This is a genomic window from Streptomyces sp. ISL-96 (assembly GCF_018614035.1).
Taxonomy (GTDB): Bacteria; Actinomycetota; Actinomycetes; order Streptomycetales; family Streptomycetaceae; genus Streptomyces.
Genome location: NZ_JAGGPA010000018.1, coordinates 191873 through 213317 on the forward strand (window position 1 = coordinate 191873; position 21445 = coordinate 213317).

The window sequence follows — 21445 nt, forward strand, 5'->3', positions numbered from 1 at the left end:
CGTCAGTTTCCGTCGAGCATTCCGGTCCACATCTGCGGGAAGTCGGGCAGTGTCTTGGCGGTGGTCGCCACGTTCTCGATCTGTACGTCCTTGACGGCGAGGCCGATGATCGCGCCCGCGGTCGCCATGCGGTGGTCGTGGTACGTGTGGAAGATCCCGCCGTGCAGGCGGCGCGGCCGGATGCGCAGGCCGTCCTCGGTCTCGGTGACGTCGCCGCCGAGCGCGTTGATCTCCCGGGTGAGAGCGGCCAGCCGGTCGGTCTCGTGCATGCGCAGGTGCGCGACACCGCGCAGTACGGACTCGGAGTCGGCCAGCGCGGCGACGGCCGCGATGCCCGGGGTCAGCTCGCCGACGTCGCCGAGGTCCACGTCGATGCCGTGGATCGTGCCCGTACCGGTGAACGTCAGGCCCTGCTCGGTGAGCTCGCAGGAACCGCCCATCTCGGTGAAGATCTCGCGCAGCGCGTCGCCCGGCTGGGTGGTGCGCTCCGGCCAGTCGGGGATGGTGACGCGGCCGCCGGTGATCAGCGCGGCGGCGAGGAACGGCTGCGCGTTGGACAGGTCGGGCTCGATGGTCAGGTCGCGGCCGAGCAGGGCGCCGGGGGAGACCCGCCAGACGTTGGGCTCACCGCCGGACTCGGGGGTGTCCACCTGGGCGCCGACCGCGCGCAGCATGTCGACGGTCATCAGGATGTGCGGCATGGACGGGAGGGTGGCGCCGGTGTGACGTACCTCCACGCCCTGGTTGAAGCGCGGGGCGGACAGCAGGAGCGCGCTCACGAACTGCGAGGACGAGGACGCGTCGATGTCGACCGCTCCACCGTCCAGGGCGCCGCTGCCGTGCACGGTCAGGGGGAGCGCGCCGCGGCTGTCGTCGTCGATACGGGCGCCGAGCGTGCGCAGCGCTTCGATGACGGCGCCGAGCGGGCGTTCGTAGGAACGGGGGTCGCCGTCGAAACGGATGTCGCCGTCGGCGAGCGCCGCGACGGGCGGCAGGAAGCGCATCACGGTGCCGGCGTTGCCGACGTCGACGGTGGCCGGGCCGTGCAGCCCCGCCGGGATGACGCGCCAGGCCTCGCCGGAGCCGTCGAGCTCGCCCGTGGCGGACGAGCTGGACGACACGGTCTCCTCGATGCCGACGCCCATCGCGCGCAGCGCGTCCGCCATCAGCAGCGTGTCGCGGGAGCGCAGCGGGTGGCGAAGCCATCCGGGCTCGGCGGCGAGGGCGGCCAGGACGAGAGCGCGATTGGTGACCGATTTCGATCCGGGCACGGTGACGGTCGCGTCGACGGCTTCGCCCGCGCGCGGGGCGGGCCAGAGGGCGGGGTGCACGGGGCTTTCGGTCATGGCCATCACTTTAGTGGCTCGCGGCGAACCCGGATCTTGATCAAATGTGGCGAAACCCGGTCGTAACTGATTGTTGACGACGCCTGACGAGTGGTGACAGCCGTTTCGGCCCTTACGGCCATTACAGCCTGAGCAGCCAGCGTCCGCCGCCCAGCAGTGCACAGACCGACACCGTGTGGAAGAAGAACAGCCACAGCACGGCCGGTACGTGTGTGAGCCGCGACAGCTGGTCGGCGTCCGAGTCGGGGGCGCCGCCGTGACGGCGCTTGGCCTGGAGCTCGAAGGCGGGACGGACACCGCCGATGAGCATGAACCAGACGGCGGTGTACGCGAAGGCGGCCTGGACCTCGGCGGTCGTCAGCCAGGAGACAAGGAGGAAGGCCGCGCCGGTGACGATCACCGTCAGGGCGCCGTACGCGTTGCGGATCATCAGCAGCATCGCGAGCAGCAGGGCCGTCGCGATCCAGAGGAAGAGCGTGATGTGGTTCGCGGCGAGCAGCCAGGCGCCGCCGACGCCCAGGAGCGAGGGCGCGGTGTAGCCGGTGGCGGCCGTGAGGATCATGCCGATGCCGGTCGGCTTGCCCCGGCTGACGGTCAGGCCGCTGGTGTCGGAGTGAAGACGTATGCCGTCCAGGCTGCGGCCCGTGAGCAGGGCGACCAGGCCGTGGCCGCCCTCGTGGGCGATGGTGATGGCGTTGCGCGCCACCCGCCATATGACGCGCGGGACGACGACGGTGAGTGCGACGAGGGCGGTCGTGATCACGAGCCACTGGCCGGGATCGGGCTGCGTACCGAACACGCGGTCCCACAGGTCGCCGAGATGGGTGCTGTCCATTTTCCTGGCGGCTCCTTGAGGTCTGGGCAGTCGTGGCAGTCTGGCACTTATGTGCGGACGGTATGCAGCGAGCCGGAGGCCCGAGGATCTCGTCGGGCTGTTCGGTGTGCGGAAGTGGGACCCCAAGGAGGCGCTCGCTCCGGACTGGAACGTGGCTCCCACGAAGGAAGTCCACGTGGTTCTGGAGCGTCCTGTGAAGGACGCGCGGGACGAGGGTCCGGTTCGGCAGCTGAGGACGCTGAAGTGGGGGCTCGTACCCTCGTGGTCGAAATCACCCGAGGGCGCGGCGCGGATGATCAACGCGCGGGCGGAGACGGTGCACGAGAAGCCGTCGTTCCGGCAGCTGCTGGTCTCGCGGCGCTGTCTCGTTCCGGCCGACGGTTACTACGAGTGGGTCACGGGCGCCGGCGAGCGGCAGCTGGAGGAGCAGGGGAAGAAGAAGCGGCCGCGAAAGCAGCCGTACTTCGTGACGCCGACGGACGGGTCGGTCATGGCGATGGCCGGGCTGTACGACTTCTGGCGCGACCCGACGCTGCCGGAGGGGCATCCGCAGGCGTGGTGGGTGACGTGCTCCGTCATCACGACCGAGGCGGAGAAGTCGCCGCTCGCGGTGGCGCCGGCCTCCGGGCCGGGATCGTTGGCCGATATTCATCCCCGGATGCCGCTGATGCTGACGCCGGACCGGTGGGACGCGTGGCTGGATCCGGGCCGTACGGACGTCGAGGACGTACGGTCGCTGCTGGCGCCGCCGCCGGGTGGGCTGATGCGGGCGTATCCGGTGACCACGGCGGTGAGCAACGTCCGCAACAACGGGCCGGAGCTGGTGGAGGAACTGGCGGCGCCGGAGGTGGAGACGTTGTTCTGACCCTGGGGGGCGTGCGGGTGCGGTGCGGCTGCGGTGCCTGCGGCGCTGTTCCTCCACCCGCCCCTTCCCGAAGCGCCGCAGGCGCCGGTTGATCCCGTCCGGCAGGATGGGGGCGTGACGCAGAGTGAGATGGTTGATACCGAGGTTGGGGCGGCGCGGATCACCTGGTTCGAGCCCGGCGCACCGTGGGTCGTGCTGGCCGTCAGTCATGGGGCCGGTGGGGGCATCGAGGCACGCGATCTTCAGGGGCTGGCGGCCACGCTGCCCGCGCGCGGAGTGACCGTCGCGCTCGTGGAGCAGCCCTGGCGGGTGGCAGGGAAGAAGGTGGCGCCCGCGCCCAAGACCCTGGACGCCGGGTGGCGTGGGCTGTGGCCCGCTCTGGTCAAGCCCGGGCTGCCCGTCATCGCCGGCGGACGCAGCGCCGGGGCGCGCGTCGCCTGCCGTACCGCCGTCGAGCTGGGCGCGCACGCCGTACTCGCGCTGAGCTTCCCCCTGCACCCGCCGGGGCGGCCCGAGAAGTCCAGGGCGGACGAGCTGCTGGGCGCCGGGGTCCCCACCCTGGTCGTACAGGGCGGTAACGATCCCTTCGGGAAGCCCGAGGAGTTCCCGGACGGGGCGTACGACCTCGTGGAGGTCCCGTACGGGGATCACGGATTCGCCGTACCGAAGAAGGCCGGGGTCAGCCCGGACCAGGTGGTGGAGACGATCACGGACGCCGTGGGGAACTGGATCGACCGGTTGCGGGAATGATGCGCGCGACACCTCTGTTATTGCGTGCGTCGACATACACCGCACGTACGTGGAGAGGGAGTCCGTCGCATGGGATCGACCATCTGCCCGAGCCGCTCGAACACCGCTGACCTGGAGTGGACGGTGCTCAGCGCGGCCAAGACCGCCCCTCGCCGGGCGGCGGCCGGGCAGGATCGTCGTCTATCCTCCGATTCGAGCGGGTCCGCATTCGGCCCCGCCACGGCGTTGGAGGAGGTGGGTCCGGTCACTGGGACCGACACAGGGACCGACGACGGTGGCCAGGCGGCGGAGGAGAGCACCGTCGAGCGCAACGCGCGTTTCGAGCGCGACGCCCTGGGCTTCCTCGACCAGATGTACTCGGCCGCACTGCGCATGACGCGCAATCCGGCCGATGCGGAGGACCTGGTGCAGGAGACGTATGCCAAGGCATACGGGTCCTTCCACCAGTTCCGTGAAGGTACGAATCTGAAGGCGTGGCTCTACCGCATTCTGACGAACACCTTCATCAACACGTACCGGAAGAAGCAGCGGGAGCCTCAGCGCAGTGGCGCCGAGGAGATCGAGGACTGGCAGCTCGCGCGCGCCGAGTCGCACATGTCGACCGGCCTGCGCTCCGCCGAGTCGCAGGCGCTCGACCACCTGCCCGACTCGGACGTCAAGTCCGCGCTGCAGGCGATTCCCGAGGAGTTCCGCATCGCGGTCTACCTCGCGGATGTAGAGGGCTTTGCGTACAAGGAGATCGCGGACATCATGGGAACACCCATCGGCACGGTGATGTCCCGGCTGCACCGGGGCCGCCGTCAACTGCGCGGCATGCTCGAGGACTACGCGCGTGACCGCGGGCTGGTTCCGGCGGGTGCCGGAGAGTCGAACGACGGGAAAGGTTCGGGCTCATGAGCTGCGGAGAGCCGCACGAGACTGACTGCTCAGAGGTCCTGGATCATCTTTACGAGTTCCTCGACCACGAGATGCCCGACAGTGACTGCACCAAGTTCGAGGAGCACTTCGAGGAGTGCTCCCCGTGCCTGGAGAAGTACGGTCTCGAACAGGCCGTGAAGAAGCTGGTGAAGCGCTGCTGCGGGAGTGACGACGTACCGGCCGACCTGCGGTCCAAGGTCATGGGGCGGATCGACCTGATCCGGTCCGGGCAGGCCGTGCCCGAGCAGGACGTTACGGCGACCGCGCCGACTGCGGCCACCGCGCCGACCACGGCCCCGGCCGCCGCCGATCTGCCGGCCGCCGCCAACGAGGCGTAGCCTCCCCGCCGTTCCCTCTTCTCACCGCTTGTCGCGAAGTCAGCTGATTATCACTCGAAGGTGCTAATCGGCCGCTTCGTCGTCTCCGGCTCCGCTCCACTCGCTAGCCTGGCGCACGAATTGTGGCGGGTGTACGCGGGACAACAGGAGCCAGCTGGTGAGAGCCCTTTCGGTGGCGGCGCGCGCGTACATCCTGTGTGCGCTGCTCGCGGCCGCCTGCTGCACGCTCCCCGCCCTGCTGCCGGGCGCCGGCACCCCGTGGGGGACAGCCGCGCTGCTTGCCGCGCTCTACGCCGCCTGCGAGCTGCTCGGGCGCCGGCCGTTTCTCGTGAGCGCGGTGCGGGTGGGGGCGGGCTCGTTCTTTCCGGTGCTGCTCGCCGCTGTGCTGTTGCTGCCGCCGCCGGCCGCCGCGCTCGTCGCCGTACCGGGGGCGCTCGTCGGCCACGTCGAGCGGCGGCCGCGCGCGGTGCGGCGGGCGTGGCGGGCGGCTCAGCTCGCGCTTGCGGCGTGGTGCGCGGCGCATGTCTGCGTGTTCCTGGACGGCGGTGCGTCGCTGGGCGGGGGAGCGGCCGGTCCGTCGGCCGCGCCCCATTTTCCGTACGTCCTGCTGCCCGCCGGGGCCGCCGTCCTCGCCTTCTGCCTGGTGCTGACCGCCCTCGACGGGGGCATCCTCGCCACCGCCGAACGGCTGCCCGTGCGTACCGCCTGGCGTGGGCTGCTGCTGCGGTCCGTTCCGCCGCACTGTGTGCAGGGGCTGGCCGGGCTGATGATGGCCGTGCTGTGGAGGAGTCCGTACGGGCCGCTCGCCGCGCTCTTCGTGCTGCTGCCGATGTACATCTCCTGCTGGGTCTTCGCGCAGTACCACCGTGAGCGCGCCGCCCACCAGGCCACCATCCGCGCCCTCGTGCAGGCCGTCGACATCAAGGACCGGTACACGCGCGGGCACAGCGAACGCGTCGGCCGCGCGTCGGTCATGATCGCGCGCGAGCTCGGCATGGAGGAGGACCGCATCGAGGTGCTGCGCTTCGCCGGGATCCTGCACGACGTCGGCAAGCTGGGCGTCCCGACACGGTTGCTGCGCAAGGACGGGCCGCTGACGCCCGAGGAGCGCCGGGTCATCGAGCTGCATCCTGAGTACGGGCACGAGATGGTCCGGGGGATCGGTTTCCTCGGGGAGGCGAGGGCGGCGATCCTGCACCATCACGAGCGGCTCGACGGGAGCGGCTATCCGTACGGGCTGGCGGGTGGCCAGATCCCGGAGTTCGCCAGGGTGGTCGCTGTCGCGGACGCGTTCGACGCGATGACGTCCACGCGGTCGTACCGGCGGGCGCGGCCGGTGGGGACGGCTCTGCGGGAGCTGGAGCGGTGCGCGGGAACGCAGTTCGATCCGCTGATGGTGGCGGCGTTGGCGCGGGCGCTGGCCCGGCAGGGCTGGCATCCCCAGGTCACTTCGGACGAACAGTCCGGCCCGAGAGGAAACGTCCCGCCGACGCGCACGGGCGACGATCCGACGCCCACCGTGGCTGCGTCCCGGCACGCTCACCCGGGCGGGCCCGGGTGAGCGCAGGACGGGCTGGATGCGGCCGCACTGTCCAGCCCCTCCGGCGTTTGAGGAGCGGGGTCTGGGGCAGCGCCCCGGTCGCGGAGCGTGCCGCATGAGGCCTGCGCTTGCCCTGTGGCTCGTGTACGGCGCCGCCGTCGCGCTCGCCGTCTACGCCCTCGGCGACACCCTCTGGTACGGGATCGACGAACCCGGCATCGCCCTCGCCTTCGGTGCACTCATCACCGTCGGAGAGCTCTCCCGGTGGGGCGTACGGGGGAGTCCCGCCGCGCTGCCCGCCGAGCGGGAGCCCGCGCCGCTCGGCGCCGCCGGCGCCCTCGCGTACGCCCTGCTCGGCCAGATCGCCGGGCACCCCACCACCCACGGCGCCCTCCAAGTCGTCGCCGTCGTCGTCGCGGCCGCCCTCGCCGGCGCGGTGCCGCACATCGCCGCCGGGCACGGGCCGGTCCTCGATCACGTGGCCCGGCGTGTCCTCACCGTCGCCTTCGCCGCCGTCTGTTTCCAGCCGCTGTACAACTCCGGGCTGTGGGGAAAGTGGGTCGGCCACGGCCCGTACCACGCACTCCTTCTCCTGCTCCTCCTTGTGCTCACCGCTCTCTGCGACGCCGTCCTCGCCGCCACCATGGCCCGCGCCCGCACCGGCTACCCGTACGGGCCGCTTCTGCGCGACGGGCTGCGGGCGCTGCTCGGGATCGGGTCGGCCGTCTGCGCGACGGGGGCCGTCATGGCGCTCGGTGTGGCCGTCGCCGGGCTCTGGGCGCTGCCCGTCTTCTGCGTGCCGCTGCTGCTCACCCAGCTGTCCTTCGGCCGGTACGCCGCCGTCCGTACGACGTACCGCCAGACCATCACCTCGCTCGCCCGCGCCACCGAGATCGCCGGACACACGCCCCACGGGCACGCCCGCCGCGTCGCCCTGCTCAGCCGCGCCGTGGGGCGTGAGCTGGGGCTTTCCGAGCCGGACCTCACTGTCCTGGAGTACGCCGCCCTCATGCACGACATCGGCCAGCTCTCCCTCCTCGACCCGGTGCAGGGAGGAGCCACCGCCTCCCTCCCGGCCGCCGAGCAGCGGCGTATCGCACTCCTCGGGGGAGCGGTCGTACGCCAGACCGGAGTCCCCGCCGAGGTTGCCGTGGTCGTGGAGCGGCAGGCGGACCCGTACCGGGAGCAGCCGCTTTCCGCCAGGATCGTCCGCGCCGTCAATGCATACGACGATCTGTCGGGGGAAAGCGGGGGTGGACTGGGCGGGCCGCTCAGCGCCCTGGAGCAGTTGCGCCTCGGCACCGGCCGCGACTATCAGCCCGAGGTCGTGGAATCCCTGGCGCGTGTCCTGTCCCGGGGCGGTCTGACCCCGTCCCCACCTGGGTAACCCATGGGTAATGAGCGGCCCTGTGACCCGGCATGGTTGGATGCGAAGAAGAGGAAGAAGAGGGCGTCCGGGGGGACTGACCTTCAGCGACCGGCAGGCGGGACAGGCGGGAATCGTGAAGATCTTCGGGAAGGTACGGCATCGGCCATCCGCCTCGTGGCGGCAGGCCACCGACCGCGCGTTCACGCTGATCGGTGACGGTCGGTACGAGGATGCGGGAGCGCTGCTGACACGCGCGGCGGACCTGGAGCCGTGGTTGTCCGAGTCCTGGTTCAATCTCGCGCTGCTGCACAAGTTCCGGCACGACTGGGAGCAGGCACGCTCCGCCGGGCTGCGCGCCGTCGCCCTCCTCGACCGGGAGACCGGCGCCCCGGACTGGTGGAACGTCGGCATCGCGGCCACCGCCCTCCAGGACTGGCCGCTGGCGCGCCGCGCCTGGCAGGCGTACGGCCTCAAGGTGCCCGGCGAGCCCACCGAGAGCGGCGAGCCGCACGGCATGGAGCTGGGCAGCGCCGCCGTCCGTCTCTCGCCGGAGGGTGAGGCCGAGGTGGTGTGGGGCCGCAGGCTCGACCCGGCCCGGATAGAGGTGCTGTCTATTCCGCTGCCGTCTTCCGGGCGGCGCTGGGGTGAGGTCGTCCTGCACGACGGCGTACCGCACGGCGAGCGCGTCACCGCCGCCGGTCCGTCGTTCCCCGTATTCGACGAGATCGAGCTGTGGGCTCCCTCGCCGGTGCCGACGTGGGTGGTGCTGCTGGAGGCCGCCACCGAGTCCGACCGGGACGCCCTTGAGCGGCTGGCCGCCGACGCGGGGTTCGCCGCCGAGGACTGGTCCTCGTCCGTACGGCTGCTGTGCCGGTCCTGCTCCGAGTCGCAGATGCCCAGCGACGAGGGCGACGGCGAGCACCTCGACCCGCACGACCACAGCGAGCCCGGCCATCCGGGGCCGCTCGGCCACCGCACCGCCGGTGAGCTGTGGCTGCCGGAGCGCGAGTGCGGCATCGCGGCGCCGGCGGGGCTGGTGCGGGGGCTGCTCGACGGGTGGGTCGCCGACAGCCCCGACAGCCGTGAGTGGCGGGATCTCGAAGAAGTCTGCTGAAGCCTGGCCGTAGGCTGTACGGGCATTGGATGAAGTTTTCGGGGTTTTTGAGGAAGGCGTACGGCGGACATGTCGCAGCAGGAGACGGACCAGACGGACCAGCAGGTCATCAACGACGGGTTCGTCGTGGACACGGAGAACACCGAGGAGCGCGAGCAGGCGTACCGCGAGCGCGGCACCGCCCGCCCCATCACCGTCGTCGGGAACCCGGTCCTCCACAAGGAGTGCAAGGACGTCACGGAGTTCGACGACAAGCTCGCCGCGCTGATCGACGACATGTTCGCCAGCCAGCGCGCGGCCGAGGGCGTCGGCCTGGCCGCCAACCAGATCGGTGTCGACCTCAAGGTCTTCGTGTACGACTGCCCGGACGACGACGGCGTGCGCCACGTCGGCGTGGTCTGCAACCCGGTCCTGGAAGAGCTTCCGCAGGAGCAGCGCCAGCTCGACGAGGCCAACGAGGGCTGCCTGTCCGTTCCGACGGCGTACGCCGAACTGGCCCGCCCCGACTACGCGGTGGTGCGCGGCCAGGACGCCCAGGGCAACCCGATCAAGGTGCGCGGCACCGGTTACTTCGCGCGGTGCCTCCAGCACGAGACGGACCACCTGTACGGCTACCTGTACATCGACCGCCTCTCGAAGCGCGACCGCAAGGACGCGCTGAAGCAGATGGCCGAGGGCACTCCCCGCTACGAGACCGTCCCGAACGACTGATCTTTCCGCCGTCGTCAACAGGGCGACTGCCATTGGTCCGACAAATGACCCTGGCAGCCGCCCTGTTGACGCGCGTCCAGCGGCGCGTCAGTCTCGGGCTTGCCCCCGCTCCTCCGCTCCTCGGCATGGAGGTCCAATGCTCCGACGTACGGCGAGATCCATCCTCTGTCTTGTCATGCTCATGGTTGCCGCCTTGGCCGGTACGGTCGCCACCGCCGGCACCGCGCAGGCCGACGGCTGCTACACGTGGTCCCGCACCCTGTCCCAGGGCGCCACCGGAGGCGACGTCACCCAGCTCCAGATCCGGCTGGGCGGCTACCCCGGATACGGTGCGGTGCTCGCCATCGACGGCGACTACGGCCCCGCGACCACCGCCGCCGTCAAGCGCTTCCAGTCCGCGTACGGGCTCCCGGCGGACGGCGTCGCGGGATCGGCCACCTTCAGCAAGCTCTACGCCCTCCAGGACGACGACTGCACGCCCGTCCACTTCACCTACGCCGAACTCAACGACTGCAACAGCACCTGGGAGGGCGGCGCGGTGAGCGCCGCCACCGCCAAGTCCAACGCCCTGCGCACCATGTGGAAGCTGGAGGCGCTGCGGCACGCGCTGGGTGACCAGCCGATCACCGTCACCAGCGGCTTCCGCTCGCACGCGTGCAACGACGCGGTCGGCGGGGCGTCGAGCAGCCGCCACCTGTACGGCGACGCCGCCGACCTCGGAGCCGGCCCGCACTCCCTGTGCACCCTGGCCAAGCAGGCCCGTAACCACGGCTTCAACGGCATCCTCGGCCCGGGCTACCCGGGACACAGCGACCACACCCACGTGGACCACCGCGCGAGCCGCTTCTGGTCGGCGTCCAGCTGCGGCGTCTCCTGAGCCGGCTTCCGGGGGTCCGGCCACGGCCCTACGCGGCCAGCGCCGGCCCCCGGAACGTACGCCGGTACGCGTTCGGCGTCGTCCCCAGTGACCGTACGAACTGATGACGCAGCGCGGCCGCGTTCCCGAACCCCGCGCGCCCCGCGATCGCGTCCACCGTGTCGTCCGTCGCCTCCAGCAACTCCTGCGCCAGCAGCACCCGCTGACGCAGCAGCCAGCGGTACGGCGTCGTGCCCGTCTCCTGGAGAAAGCGCCGCGCGAACGTGCGGGGCGCCATGTGCGCCCGGTCCGCCAGCTGCTCCACGGTCATCTCCTGGTCCAGGTGCCGCTCCATCCAGGCCAGCACCCCGCCCACCGTGTCGCAGCGCACGTGCGTCAGCGGACGCTCGATGTACTGCGCCTGGCCGCCGTCGCGGTGCGGCGGGACGACCATGCGGCGGGCGATGGTGTTGGCGACCTCGGACCCGTGCTCCTGGCGGATGAGATGCAGGCAGGCGTCGATGCCGGCGGCGGTCCCGGCCGACGTGATGACCGAGCCCTCGTCGACGTACAGCACATCGGGCTCGACCTTGGCCCGCGGATGGCGGCGGGCCAGCTCCGCGGAGTGCCGCCAGTGGGTCGTGCAGCGGCGGCCGTCCAGCAGCCCCGCCGCGCCGAGCACGAACGCGCCCGAGCAGACGCTGAGCACGCGGGCCCCGCGGTCGACGGCCCGGCGCAGGGCGTCGAGCAGCGGCTCGGGGTAGGTACGGGCCTCGCAGTGCTGGTCGGCGGGGATGGCGATGAGATCGGCGCTGTCCAGCCGGTCGAGTCCGTGCGGTACGGAGATGGAGAAGGCGCCGGAACGGGCGGCGATCGGGCCCGGTTCGGCGGCGCAGACCGCGAAGTCGTAGACCGGCAGCCCCTGATCGCTCCGGTCCATCCCGAACACCTCGCAGACCACGCCGAGTTCGAAGGGGTTGACTCCGTCGACGAGCGCTACGGCCACGTTTTTCAGCATGCGGCCAGTGTGGCAGTAATTCGATGTTTCATGACAGTCCTGCCACTGACTTTTCTTGGCCGGGAAGACCAGAGTGGAGGCCATGGAGACCTTCTTGAACTACCTGACCGTCCTGTCCCTCTTCGTCCTCCTCACCCTCCCGTCGTTCATCGGCCACGCCAGGGAGCGCCGGATCGACCGGCAACTGCGCGATGCCGAAAACCCCCGCCGGTCACCTCAGCTCGAAACCGCCCGCAGCGCGCCCGGCCGGCGGCCGGCGAGGCGGTCCAGCGCGGCCGCCGTGCTGTCGTCGGCCGGCAGGTGAACGATCAGCCGCAGGTCGTCGTCCGCGGGCAGTTCGAGCGTCTCGTACGCCAGCCTCAGCTCACCGGCATCGGGGTGTGCGAACCGCGTGACGCCGCTGGACTTCGGGAGGCCGGGCACGGTGCCCACGCGCCCGGTGAACTCCGGGCCGACGGTCACGCTCAACTCGTCGGCGAGCAGGGCCACATGGCGGTCCGCCCGGAACGGTCCCTGTTTGAGGGCCGCGACCTGCTCGTCGGCGGCGTGGTCCCAGTCGGGGTACGCCGTGCGCGCCCGGGGGTCGGTGAACACGAAGCGGGCGAGGTTCGGCGGGCTGCCGTCCAGCAGGCCGACCGGGCCCGCCAGCCGCTCGTAACCCTCGGTCCAGGCCAGGATCTCGCTCATCCGGTTGATCAGTACGGCCGGAGCGGGTTCGAGGCGGTCGAGCAGGGCCCGCACGGTGGGGCGCACCGTACGGACGGGTGACGCACCGCCCATGCAGTTGAACCCCGCGTCCGCCCCCTTGGTGAGGCGGTGCAGGTGGATGCGCTCGCTGGGGGCCAGCCGCAGCGCGTCAGCCAGCGCGGACAGCACCTGCGGGGAGGGCCGGCGGTCGCGCCCCTGCTCCAGACGCGTCACGTATTCGACACTGACGCCCGCGAGCGTGGCCAGCTCGGAGCGGCGCAGGCCCGGTGTGCGGCGGCGGGCTCCGGTGGGCAGTCCCACCTCGGCAGGTGTGACGGCTTCGCGGCGGATGCGCAGGAAGAGGCCCAGCTCGTTGTCGCTCACCCGCCGAACGTAACACCGGGGTACGACACGGATCGTGGCCCTGCCACTACCAGTCCCGGCCCGGCCTTCCTGGTCATGGCTCCGCCCGGCAGATTGATGGACGTGACCCCGACGGGTCGCTCCCACTCTTCGTACGCCGGACAAGGAGCACAGCCATGCCCACTCACACCGAGACCCCCCTCAACCTCGCGGTGATCGTCGGAAGCGTCAGGGAGGGCCGGTTCGCCCCGGTCGTAGCCGATTGGTTCGTCGAACAGGCCCAGCGGCACGGGCGGTTCAACGTAGACCTCATCGACCTGGCGGACACACCGCTCCCGCTGGAGCTGCCGGCCGTACCGCCGGCGATGGAGCCCGACCTGCCCCGCCCCGCGAGCATGGAGCCGCTCACCCGCCGGCTCGCCGCCGCCGACGCGGTCGTCGTACTGACGCCGGACTACAACCGCAGCTTCCCGGCCTCGCTGAAGGCCGCTATCGACTGGCATTACACGGAGTGGCAGGCCAAGCCGATCGGCTTCGTGGGCTACAGCGGCGGCAGCGGCGGTCTCCTGGCCATCGAGCAACTCCGCCAGGTCTTCAACGAGCTGCACGCCCACACGGTCCGCGACTACGTCTCGTTCCCCCGGTACTACGAGCTCTTCAGCCCCGACGGGACCTTGAAGAACCCCGAGGAGCCGAACGGCGCCGCGAAGGTCATGCTCGACCAGCTTCTCTGGTGGGGCACGATCCTCCACGACGCCAGGCGCGACCGCCCGCTCGCGGCTTAGAAGTCGTCGTCGAAGGCGACCGAGCCCTCGACCGCGACCTGGTACGCCGACGGGCGGCGCTCGAAGAAGTTTGTCAGCTCCTGGACGCCCTGGAGCTCCATGAAGGAGAACGGGTTCTGCGAGCCGTACACCGGGGCGAAACCGAGGCGCTCCAGGCGCTGGTCGGCGACGCACTGGAGGTACTCGCGCATCGACTCGGTGTTCATGCCGGGCAGGCCCTCACCGCACAGATCGCGGCCGAACTGCAGCTCCGCCTCGACGGCCTCCTTCAGCATGTCCGTGACCTGCTGCTGGAGGGCGTCGTCGAAGAGCTCCGGCTCCTCCTTGCGGACGGTGTCCACGACCTCGAACGCGAAGTTCATGTGCATGGTCTCGTCCCGGAACACCCAGTTGGTGCCCGTCGCCAGGCCGTGCAGCAGGCCGCGGGAGCGGAACCAGTACACGTACGCGAACGCACCGTAGAAGAACAGCCCCTCGATGCACGCCGCGAAGCAGATCAGGTTCAGCAGGAAGCGGCGGCGGTCGGCCTTCGTCTCCAGCCGGTCGATCTTCTCGACCGAGTCCATCCACTTGAAGCAGAACTGCGCCTTCTCGCGGATCGACGGGATCTCCTCCACCGCGTCGAACGCCGCCGCGCGGTCGTCCGGGTCGGGGAGGTAGGTGTCCAGAAGGGTCAAGTAGAACTGGACGTGTACCGCTTCTTCGAAGAGCTGGCGCGAGAGGTAGAGACGCGCCTCGGGGGAGTTGATGTGCTTGTAGAGCGTCAGCACCAGGTTGTTGGAGACGATCGAGTCGCCCGTCGCGAAGAACGCGACCAGCCGGCCGATCATGTGCTGCTCACCGGGTGAGAGCTTGGCGAGGTCGGTGACGTCCGAGTGGAGGTCCACCTCCTCCACCGTCCAGGTGTTCTTGATCGCGTCCCGGTAGCGCTCGTAGAAGTCCGGGTAGCGCATGGGGCGCAGGGTCAGCTCGAAGCCCGGGTCGAGAAGGTTCTTTTCGCTCATGATTACTGGCACGCCTCGCAGGACTCGGGGTTCTCAAGGGAGCAGGCGATCGCGTCCGCGTCGGGAGCGGCGGCCTGCTGCACGGGGATGGGGGCTGAGGGAGCGGCGGCAGCGGTCGCGCCGGAGCCGGCCGCGCGGGCGATGCGCGTCGCGGGGCGTGAGCGCAGGTAGTACGTCGTCTTCAGCCCCTTCTTCCACGCGTACGCGTACATCGAGGAGAGCTTCCCGATCGTCGGCGTCTCCAGGAAGAGGTTCAGCGACTGCGACTGGTCGAGGTACGGCGTACGGGCCGCCGCCATGTCGATCAGGCCGCGCTGCGGGATCTCCCACGCGGTGCGGTAGAGGGCTCGTACCTCTTCCGGGATCCAGCTGAAGCCCTGGACGGAGCCGCTGGACTCGCGCAGCGCCTCGCGGGACTGGGCGTCCCACACGCCGAGCTTCTTCAGGTCCTCCACCAAGTAGGCGTTGACCTGGAGGAATTCACCGCTGAGCGTCTCGCGCTTGAAGAGGTTGGAGACCTGCGGCTCGATGCACTCGTACACGCCCGCGATCGACGCGATGGTCGCGGTCGGCGCGATCGCGAGCAGGAGGGAGTTGCGCATTCCGGTCTTGGCGATACGGGCGCGCAGCGCGTCCCACCGCTCCGGCCAGGTGACCTCGACGCCGTAGTGGTCGGGGTGCAGGACACCGCGGGCCGTGCGGGTCTTCTCCCAGGCCGGGAGCGGGCCGCTGACCTCGGCGAGGTCGCAGGACGCCTCGTACGCGGCGAGCATGATGCGCTCGGCGATCTTCGTGGAGAGGGCCAGTGCCTCGGGGGAGTCGAAGGGCAGGCGCAGCTTGAAGAAGACGTCCTGGAGACCCATCGCGCCCAGGCCCACCGGGCGCCACTTGGCGTTGGAGCGGCCGGCCTGCTCGGTCGGGTAGAAGTTGATGTCGACCACGCGGTCGAGGAAGGTGACGGCCGTACGGACGGTCTCGTCCAGCCGCTCCCAGTCGATTTCGCCGTTCCCGAGAACGAACGAACCGAGGTTGACGGAACCGAGGTTGCAGACGGCTGTTTCGCCGTCGTCCGTCACTTCGAGGATCTCGGTGCAGAGGTTCGAGGAGTGGACCACGGAGCCGGGTTCGGCCGTCTGGTTCGCCGTACGGTTCGACGCGTCCTTGAACGTCATCCAGCCGTTCCCGGTCTGCGCCAGGGTGCGCATCATCCGGCCGTACAGCTGGCGCGCGGGAATGGTCGTACGGGCCAGGCCGTCCGCCTCCGCCTTGCGGTACGCCGCGTCGAACGCGTCGCCCCACAGGTCGACGAGCTCGGGAACGTCGGAGGGCGAGAACAGCGACCAGTCGGCGTCCGCGTCGACGCGGCGCATGAACTCGTCGGGGATCCAGTGCGCGAGGTTCAGGTTGTGCGTACGCCGCGCCTCCTCACCCGTGTTGTCGCGCAGCTCCAGGAACTCCTCGATGTCCGCGTGCCACGTCTCCAGGTAGACGCAGGCCGCGCCCTTGCGGCGGCCGCCCTGGTTTACGGCGGCGACCGACGAGTCGAGGGTGCGCAGGAAGGGCACGATGCCGTTGGAGTGGCCGTTCGTGCCGCGGATCAGGGAGCCGCGGGCGCGGATGCGGGAGTACGAGAGACCGATGCCGCCGGCGTGCTTCGAGAGCCGGGCGACCTCGTGGTAGCGGCCGTAGATCGAGTCGAGCTCGTCGAGCGGGGAGTCCAGCAGGTAGCAGGAGGACATCTGCGGGTGTCGCGTACCGGAGTTGAAGAGCGTCGGCGACGACGGCAGGTAGTCGAGGTGGCTCATCAGGCGGTACAGCGCGGCGACCTCGTCGGCGGCGGCGGGGGAGTTGTCCTTCGCCAGGCCGGACGCGACGCGCAGCATGAAGTGCTGCGGGGTCTCGATCACCTGACGGGTGATCGGGTGGCGCAGGAGGTAGCGGCTGTACACCGTACGCAGGCCGAAGTAGCCGAAGCGGTCGTCGGCGGCGGTATCGACGAGGGCGTCGAGGCGGGCCGCGTGGGCGGTCACGAAGTCGGCCGTACGGTCGGCGATCAGGCCCTCGCGGTGCCCGACGGAGACCGAATCGGAGAAGGTACGGACGCCCTGGGTCGCCGCCTCGTCCCGGATCGTGCGGGTCAGGAGGCGGGCCGCGAGGCGGGAGTACGCCGGGTCCTCGGAGATGAGCCCGGCGGCGGCGTCGGTGGCGAGACCCCGGAGCTCCGCCGCGTCCGACGCCGCGTTGCGGCCGCGGAGGGCGGCTGCGGCGACTCTGCCCGGGTCGGTGTCGGGGAGGTCGGCGGTGAGGTCGGTCAGGGTCCGCAGGAGTGCGGTCCCGGCTCCCTCTGGCGACTGGACCGACTCCGTCGATTCCGTGGCAGTTGCCGGATCGGCTGGCGCGATGGTCACGGGGTGCTCTCCCTCGCTCGGCTCGGGGCCGGCGGGGGGAGAGGGGGGCGTACGGGCACACGTCACCCCTGAAGGGCGGCACACCGCGTAGCGTCCACCGGCCCAACCGCGAGGCCCGGACGTGTCGGTATCCGGTTCGGTCGAGCCGGATACGCCGTCGGCAGGTGTTCGGACTCCTGGGTGCGCAAAAGCGCACCAGTCACACCGTTGCGGGACAGTTCCGGATTCGCACCGGATTCCCCTGCGGCGACAGCGAGCATGAGCATACATGTGGGGGCGGTTGGATGATGCAGCCCCCACATGTTGTGTCCCACGAGAAGAGGTAAGGCGCTGTCACAGCGTGCCGATATCGTCGTGAACACAAGGAGGTACGCCATATGGCAGCCATCGCCGACCGGCCCCACCTGCTCCCCGAAGAGTTCGACGAGGCCACGCGCATACTGGCCCGCACGACCGAGGGCGTGCGGCTGGAGCTCATCGACGGGAGGCTGAAGAGCAGGGGTTGGCCGGACGAGACCACGGACGGACCATTCAGTGGCTGACGCGCATCTGCCTGCAGTCGCGGCCCGAGCTGTGGCTCTATCCGGACCAGGGACTGAAGGTGCAGGCATACCGGAAGGGCCGTGCCCGGCCCGACGGTTCGCTGGCGCCCAGCGGCGCCTTTGTCGGCCAGGGCGAGTACGCCGATCCCGATGACGTGCTGATGGTCGTCGAGGTCACGTCGTACGACACCGACACCGACCAGCGCGACCGGGTGGAAAAGCCGCGTGCCTACGCCCAGACCGGCATTCCGGTCTACCTGCTGATCGACCGGGACACCTGCGAGGTGACCGTCTACAGCGAGCCCGACGGCGTCCGGTACGAGAACGCGCACACCGTCCCGTTCGGGAAGCCCGTGGCGCTGCCCGGCCCGGTGGAAATCACCCTGGAGACCGAAGCCCTGAAGGAGTGGGTGCGCTGACGGCGACGGGCCGCCGCATCCCCCGAAGGGGGCGCGGCGGCCCGTACGAACCGTTCAGCAGCAGCGGAAGCCCTCGCGGGGGTCTGCCTCGCGGGCGTCCGTGCGGCTGCGTTCGAACTCGCGCCGGGTCATGACCGGCGCCCCGGGGTCGCAGGACCTCGTGTGGGCGACGTACCGGTCGTACGCCGACTCGCCGGTCAACTCGCGGACGTACCAGCGGATCCGGCCCGCCGCGCGCCGTACGTCCGTCAGGGTCATGCGGACGTCCCCGTCCCGGTCGGCGCCGTCTCCTTGCTGTTGCCGCCCTCCGGTCGGACACCCGCCGCGACCAGCTCGGCCTTCTCCTCCTTCGTCGCGATGATCGACGCGGGGGCGACCAGCTTGGACTCGACGTACGGCGCTTCGTGCAGCTTCACGCTCTCCGGGTCGCGGATCGCCTTGAAGCAGACCCGGCCGGCGTCCGCGAGCACCACCACGATGAGGGTCGCGAAGAGCGCGCACAGCACGCCGTCGACCGTCGAGTTGGTGACGACGGTGTGCATCTGGTCCATGTTCTTGGCGGGCGGCAGCACCTGGCCCGAGTCGATGCCCGCCTGGTACTTGTCGCGCTGCGCGAAGAAGCCGACCTTCACGTCGTCCGAGAAGATCTTCTGCCAGCTCGCGGTGAGCGTGACCGCCACGTCCCAGGCGAGCGGGACCGCCGTGACCCACGCCCACTTCAGGCGGCCGGACTTGACCAGGAGGGTCGTGCAGACGGCCAGTGCGACCGCGGCCAGCAGCTGGTTCGCGATGCCGAACAGCGGGAAGAGCTGGTTGATGCCGCCCAGCGGGTCGTGCACGCCGACCCACAGGAAGTAGCCCCAGCCGCCCACGACGACCGCGCTGGCGAACCAGACGCCAGGCTTCCAGCTGACCTGGCGGAACGGCTTGTAGACGTTGCCGAGCGTGTCCTGGAGCATGAAGCGCCCGACGCGGGTTCCGGCGTCCACCGTGGTGAGGATGAACAGCGCCTCGAACATGATCGCGAAGTGGTACCAGAACGCCTTCATGGCCGTGCCGCCGACGACCGCCGAGAAGATCTCCGCCATGCCGAGCGCGAACGTCGGCGCGCCACCGGTGCGCGACAGCAGGCTTTGCTCCTCGACGTCCTTCGCCGCCTGGGCCAGTGCCTCGGGCGAGATGGAGAAACCGAGGTTGGTGACCGCCTGGGACGCCGCCTGGACGTTGTCCCCGATCACGCCCAGCGGCGAGTTGATGGCGAAGTACAGGCCGGGGTCGATGATCGATGCCGTGATCATCGCCATCACCGCGACGAACGACTCGGTCAGCATCGCGCCGTAACCGATCATCCGGATCTGCGTCTCCTTCTGGACCATCTTCGGCGTGGTGCCCGAAGAGACCAGGGAGTGGAAGCCGGAGAGCGCGCCGCACGCGATGGTGATGAAGACGAACGGGAACATCGAGCCCGCGAAGACCGGCCCGGTGCCGCTGGTCGCGAATTCCGTCACCGCGGGCATCTTCATCGTCGGGAGGGCGATGAAGACGCCCAGCGCGAGCAGGCCGATCGTGCCGACCTTCATGAAAGTGGAGAGGTAGTCGCGCGGGGCGAGGAGCAGCCACACCGGGAGGACGGACGCCAGGAAGCCGTACACGATCATCCAGATGACGAGCGTGCCCGGCTCCAGCGTGAACGTGTCCGCCCACGACGACTCCGCGACCCAGCCGCCCGAGACGATCGCGAGCAGCAGCAGCGCGACGCCGATGATCGAGACCTCGCTGACGCGGCCGGGGCGCAGCGTGCGCAGGTAGACGCCCATGAAGAGGGCGATCGGGATCGTCATGCCGATGGAGAAGACGCCCCACGGTGAGTGCGCGAGCGCGTTCACGATGACGAGTGCGAGCACCGCGAGCAGGATGATCATGATGGCGAAGACGGCGACGAGCGCCGCCGCGCCGCCGAAAGGCCCGATCTCGTCACGCGCCATCTGGCCGAGCGAACGGCCGTCGCGGCGGGTGGAGAAGAAGAGCGTCACCATGTCCTGGACCGCGCCGGCGAGGATGACGCCGACGATGATCCAGATCGTGCCGGGCAGGTAGCCCATCTGCGCGGCGAGTACGGGACCGACCAGCGGGCCCGCGCCCGCGATGGCGGCGAAGTGGTGGCCGAACAGGACGCGGCGGTCGGTGGGGTGGAAGTCGACACCGTTGTCGAGCCGCTCGGCGGGTGTGGCCCGGTTCTTGTCGACTTTCAGGACCCGGTTGGCGATGAACCGCGAGTAGAAGCGGTACGCGATGGCGTACGAGCCGAGGGCCGCCGCCAGCATCCACGCGGCGGAGACCTCTTCACCGCGCGAGAGGGCGAGTACGGCCCACGCTATGGCGCCGACGAGGGCCACCGAGGCCCATATGGCTATGGACTTCGGGGACAGGGCCCGTTGTCTCTGGGCTGGCGTTGTCGACTGCGACTCCGGCATGACGATCCGTCCCCTCGCGCGATCTTTCTCGTAACGTGCGCGAAATCTAGGTCCTGTGACCGCCGTCCGTAACCCCCTGTCCGCATATCGGTACGGACACGGCCCGACCACCGCAGGTCAGGGCCGTACCAGAGTCGTACGTCAGTCCGTCAGTCCGTCGCCGGCCGCTTCAGGTTCGCCACGCTGTGCTGTCCCGGGGGGCAACCCCCGGACCCCCGGCCGCTCGGGGCCGGCCGCCGCGTCAGTCCGTCGCCGGCCGCTTCAGGTTCGCCACGAACTTGTAGCGGTCGCCCCGGTACACCGAACGCACCCACTCCACCGGCTCGCCGTTCCCGTCGATCGAGTGCCGGGACAGCATCAGCATCGGCAGGCCCACGTCCGTACCGAGCAGTCCCGCCTCGCGCGGGGTGGCCAGCGACGTCTCGATCGTCTCCTCGGCCTCCGCCAGGCGTACGTCGTACACCTCCGCCAGCGCCGTGTAGAGCGAGGTGTACTTGACGAGCGAGCGGCGCAGCGCCGGGAAGCGCTTCGCCGACAGGTGCGTCGTCTCGATGGCCATCGGCTCGCCGCTCGCGAGCCGCAGCCGCTCGATCCGCAGGACCCGCCCGCCCGGCGAGATGTCGAGCAGGCCGGCCAGGGTGTCGTCGGCCGTGACGTAACCGATGTCCAGGAGCTGGGAGGTGGGCTCCAGGCCCTGTGCCCGCATGTCCTCGGTGTACGACGTCAGTTGCAGCGCCTGCGAGACCTTCGGCTTGGCCACGAAGGTGCCCTTGCCCTGGATGCGCTCCAGCCGGCCCTCGACGACCAGCTCCTGGAGCGCCTGGCGCACCGTCGTACGAGAGGTGTCGAACTCGGCGGCCAGGGTCCGCTCCGGCGGGACCGGGGTCCCGGGCGGCATGGTCTCCGTCATGTCCAGCAAATGCCGCTTGAGCCGGTAGTACTTGGGCACGCGCGCGGTACGGCTTGCCGCCGCCCCGCCCTCGGTCTCCGTACCGCCCCCGTCCGTGGCCATGACCCGCCTTCCCGACTTCTGTGCTGCTGCCGTCACCGGCTCCTCCGACTGTCGCGGCTCACATGGTGGCACGGCCTCGCCGTCGGCCGTT

19 protein-coding genes, 1 pseudogene and 1 riboswitch are annotated in these 21445 nt (G+C 70.4%); of the genes and pseudogenes, 11 read left to right on the forward strand and 9 right to left on the reverse strand.

Annotated elements, in window-relative coordinates; all coding sequences use genetic code 11:
* Positions 1-2 precede the first annotated feature (2 nt).
* Positions 3-1346, reverse strand: coding sequence for a 3-phosphoshikimate 1-carboxyvinyltransferase (aroA, locus tag J7E96_RS12535; RefSeq protein WP_215130534.1), 1344 nt, complete (start codon positions 1344-1346; stop codon positions 3-5).
* Positions 1347-1467: 121 nt separating this feature from the next.
* Positions 1468-2181, reverse strand: coding sequence for a M50 family metallopeptidase (locus J7E96_RS12540; RefSeq protein ID WP_215130537.1), 714 nt, complete (start codon positions 2179-2181; stop codon positions 1468-1470).
* Positions 2182-2230: 49 nt separating this feature from the next.
* Between J7E96_RS12540 and J7E96_RS12545 the strand changes: the two genes are divergently transcribed.
* The 9 genes from J7E96_RS12545 to J7E96_RS12585 all read left to right on the forward strand — a co-directional run bounded on the left by J7E96_RS12545 (position 2231) and on the right by J7E96_RS12585 (position 10663).
* Positions 2231-3046 (forward strand): SOS response-associated peptidase, encoded by an 816-nt coding sequence (locus J7E96_RS12545; protein ID WP_215130539.1) that lies wholly within the window; start codon positions 2231-2233, stop codon positions 3044-3046.
* A 129-nt stretch (positions 3047-3175) separates the two neighbouring features.
* Positions 3176-3796 carry an alpha/beta family hydrolase gene (locus J7E96_RS12550; protein ID WP_215130639.1) on the forward strand — a complete coding sequence of 207 codons (621 nt, stop codon included), beginning with the start codon at positions 3176-3178 and terminating at the stop codon, positions 3794-3796.
* Positions 3797-4030: 234 nt separating this feature from the next.
* Positions 4031-4693: a sigma-70 family RNA polymerase sigma factor gene (locus J7E96_RS12555; protein ID WP_069927024.1), complete on the forward strand. Its 663-nt coding sequence runs from the start codon at positions 4031-4033 to the stop codon at positions 4691-4693.
* The gene (gene rsrA, locus J7E96_RS12560; RefSeq protein ID WP_251069771.1) at positions 4690-5052 is read left to right on the forward strand and encodes a mycothiol system anti-sigma-R factor; all 363 of its coding nucleotides are present in this window, start codon (positions 4690-4692) and stop codon (positions 5050-5052) included. Before J7E96_RS12555 ends, rsrA begins: the two co-directional genes overlap by 4 nt.
* Before the next feature lie 157 nt (positions 5053-5209).
* Entirely contained in the window at positions 5210-6613 is a 1404-nt protein-coding gene (locus tag J7E96_RS12565) for an HD-GYP domain-containing protein (RefSeq protein ID WP_215130541.1), read from the forward strand.
* A gap of 94 nt (positions 6614-6707) precedes the next feature.
* Complete coding sequence (locus J7E96_RS12570; protein ID WP_215130543.1) at positions 6708-7979, forward strand: HD-GYP domain-containing protein; 1272 nt, start codon at positions 6708-6710, stop codon at positions 7977-7979.
* A gap of 115 nt (positions 7980-8094) precedes the next feature.
* Positions 8095-9075 carry a hypothetical protein gene (locus J7E96_RS12575; RefSeq protein ID WP_215130545.1) on the forward strand — a complete coding sequence of 327 codons (981 nt, stop codon included), beginning with the start codon at positions 8095-8097 and terminating at the stop codon, positions 9073-9075.
* 69 nt (positions 9076-9144) lie between these two features.
* The gene (gene def, locus J7E96_RS12580) at positions 9145-9786 is read left to right on the forward strand and encodes a peptide deformylase (RefSeq protein ID WP_215130547.1); all 642 of its coding nucleotides are present in this window, start codon (positions 9145-9147) and stop codon (positions 9784-9786) included.
* Positions 9787-9922: 136 nt separating this feature from the next.
* Entirely contained in the window at positions 9923-10663 is a 741-nt protein-coding gene (locus J7E96_RS12585) for a D-Ala-D-Ala carboxypeptidase family metallohydrolase (RefSeq protein ID WP_215130549.1), read from the forward strand.
* 28 nt (positions 10664-10691) lie between these two features.
* Here J7E96_RS12585 and J7E96_RS12590 read toward each other — a convergent pair whose 3' ends face one another.
* On the reverse strand, positions 10692-11660 hold the full coding sequence (locus J7E96_RS12590) for a helix-turn-helix domain-containing protein (protein WP_215130551.1): 969 nt from the start codon (positions 11658-11660) through the stop codon (positions 10692-10694).
* A gap of 216 nt (positions 11661-11876) precedes the next feature.
* Positions 11877-12731 (reverse strand): helix-turn-helix domain-containing protein, encoded by an 855-nt coding sequence (locus tag J7E96_RS12595; RefSeq protein WP_215130553.1) that lies wholly within the window; start codon positions 12729-12731, stop codon positions 11877-11879.
* A gap of 155 nt (positions 12732-12886) precedes the next feature.
* On the opposite strand from J7E96_RS12595, the gene J7E96_RS12600 reads away from it, so the two are divergent.
* The gene (locus J7E96_RS12600) at positions 12887-13495 is read left to right on the forward strand and encodes an NADPH-dependent FMN reductase (protein WP_215130555.1); all 609 of its coding nucleotides are present in this window, start codon (positions 12887-12889) and stop codon (positions 13493-13495) included.
* Here J7E96_RS12600 and J7E96_RS12605 read toward each other — a convergent pair.
* Together J7E96_RS12605 and J7E96_RS12610 are read right to left on the reverse strand one after the other, a co-directional pair.
* Positions 13492-14499: a ribonucleotide-diphosphate reductase subunit beta gene (locus J7E96_RS12605; RefSeq protein WP_215130557.1), complete on the reverse strand. Its 1008-nt coding sequence runs from the start codon at positions 14497-14499 to the stop codon at positions 13492-13494. The genes J7E96_RS12600 and J7E96_RS12605 overlap by 4 nt on opposite strands.
* Positions 14500-14501: 2 nt before the next feature.
* Complete coding sequence (locus J7E96_RS12610) at positions 14502-16907, reverse strand: ribonucleoside-diphosphate reductase subunit alpha (protein ID WP_215130560.1); 2406 nt, start codon at positions 16905-16907, stop codon at positions 14502-14504.
* Positions 16908-17048: 141 nt separating this feature from the next.
* Positions 17049-17180: riboswitch (cobalamin riboswitch) on the reverse strand.
* A gap of 104 nt (positions 17181-17284) precedes the next feature.
* Between J7E96_RS12610 and J7E96_RS12615 the strand changes: the two are divergent.
* Positions 17285-17868: pseudogene (locus J7E96_RS12615) on the forward strand (Uma2 family endonuclease).
* 54 nt (positions 17869-17922) lie between these two features.
* Here the strand turns inward: J7E96_RS12615 and J7E96_RS12620 are convergent.
* The 3 genes from J7E96_RS12620 to J7E96_RS12630 all read right to left on the reverse strand — a co-directional run bounded on the left by J7E96_RS12620 (position 17923) and on the right by J7E96_RS12630 (position 21354).
* Positions 17923-18126, reverse strand: coding sequence for a YbdD/YjiX family protein (locus J7E96_RS12620; protein ID WP_215130562.1), 204 nt, complete (start codon positions 18124-18126; stop codon positions 17923-17925).
* Positions 18123-20342, reverse strand: coding sequence for a carbon starvation CstA family protein (locus tag J7E96_RS12625; RefSeq protein ID WP_215130564.1), 2220 nt, complete (start codon positions 20340-20342; stop codon positions 18123-18125). Before J7E96_RS12625 ends, J7E96_RS12620 begins: the two co-directional genes overlap by 4 nt.
* 241 nt (positions 20343-20583) lie before the next feature.
* Positions 20584-21354 carry a GntR family transcriptional regulator gene (locus J7E96_RS12630; protein ID WP_215130641.1) on the reverse strand — a complete coding sequence of 257 codons (771 nt, stop codon included), beginning with the start codon at positions 21352-21354 and terminating at the stop codon, positions 20584-20586.
* Positions 21355-21445 lie beyond the last annotated feature (91 nt).

Excerpts from the sequence above, each read along its gene's own strand:
- J7E96_RS12630 (WP_215130641.1), bottom strand. The coding sequence starts at position 21,354 with ATGGCCACGGACGGGGGCGGTACGGAGACCGAGGGCGGGGCGGCGGCA.
- aroA (WP_215130534.1), bottom strand. The coding sequence starts at position 1,346 with ATGACCGAAAGCCCCGTGCACCCCGCCCTCTGGCCCGCCCCGCGCGCG.
- J7E96_RS12540 (WP_215130537.1), bottom strand. The coding sequence starts at position 2,181 with ATGGACAGCACCCATCTCGGCGACCTGTGGGACCGCGTGTTCGGTACG.
- J7E96_RS12550 (WP_215130639.1), top strand. The coding sequence starts at position 3,176 with ATGGTTGATACCGAGGTTGGGGCGGCGCGGATCACCTGGTTCGAGCCC.
- J7E96_RS12625 (WP_215130564.1), bottom strand. The coding sequence starts at position 20,342 with ATGCCGGAGTCGCAGTCGACAACGCCAGCCCAGAGACAACGGGCCCTG.
- J7E96_RS12545 (WP_215130539.1), top strand. The coding sequence starts at position 2,231 with ATGTGCGGACGGTATGCAGCGAGCCGGAGGCCCGAGGATCTCGTCGGG.
- def (WP_215130547.1), top strand. The coding sequence starts at position 9,145 with ATGTCGCAGCAGGAGACGGACCAGACGGACCAGCAGGTCATCAACGAC.
- J7E96_RS12600 (WP_215130555.1), top strand. The coding sequence starts at position 12,887 with ATGCCCACTCACACCGAGACCCCCCTCAACCTCGCGGTGATCGTCGGA.
- J7E96_RS12570 (WP_215130543.1), top strand. The coding sequence starts at position 6,708 with ATGAGGCCTGCGCTTGCCCTGTGGCTCGTGTACGGCGCCGCCGTCGCG.
- J7E96_RS12605 (WP_215130557.1), bottom strand. The coding sequence starts at position 14,499 with ATGAGCGAAAAGAACCTTCTCGACCCGGGCTTCGAGCTGACCCTGCGC.
- J7E96_RS12620 (WP_215130562.1), bottom strand. The coding sequence starts at position 18,126 with ATGACCCTGACGGACGTACGGCGCGCGGCGGGCCGGATCCGCTGGTAC.
- rsrA (WP_251069771.1), top strand. The coding sequence starts at position 4,690 with ATGAGCTGCGGAGAGCCGCACGAGACTGACTGCTCAGAGGTCCTGGAT.
- J7E96_RS12590 (WP_215130551.1), bottom strand. The coding sequence starts at position 11,660 with ATGCTGAAAAACGTGGCCGTAGCGCTCGTCGACGGAGTCAACCCCTTC.
- J7E96_RS12585 (WP_215130549.1), top strand. The coding sequence starts at position 9,923 with ATGCTCCGACGTACGGCGAGATCCATCCTCTGTCTTGTCATGCTCATG.